Source organism: Dellaglioa sp. CoH-56-MRSF-11, from assembly GCF_056782135.1.
Genome location: NZ_JBXAYE010000113.1, coordinates 1 through 266 on the forward strand (window position 1 = coordinate 1; position 266 = coordinate 266).

A 266-nucleotide genomic window follows, 5' to 3' on the forward strand; every position below is an offset into this window, starting at 1 on the left:
GTGTTTGCGTAGAACCTGGACCAACGATAGGTAGTTGGCAGTACCAAGAATATGCCATCATCGGGTACGTTCGGTTCATAGCTCCAAACAGATTGTCGCCTTCGATGATGCCGCCGTTGCTGCTGACTTCCCCGAGAGTACCGGGACCAGCAAGCGCAATCGACGAAGGCCCGGCAAAACCGCCGAGCCCACTCAAAGCTGAAGCCAAAATGTTTTCAGGTGCGTTAGCCAGCGCGGCGATAGCGCCACCTGTATTGCCAGAAAGC

General features: G+C 55.3%; 1 protein-coding gene. It reads right to left on the minus strand.

What is annotated here, in order from left to right; genetic code table 11:
• A partial coding sequence (locus AC1RPT_RS08050) for a hypothetical protein (RefSeq protein ID WP_481763031.1) occupies positions 1-266 on the minus strand: 266 nt, incomplete at both ends.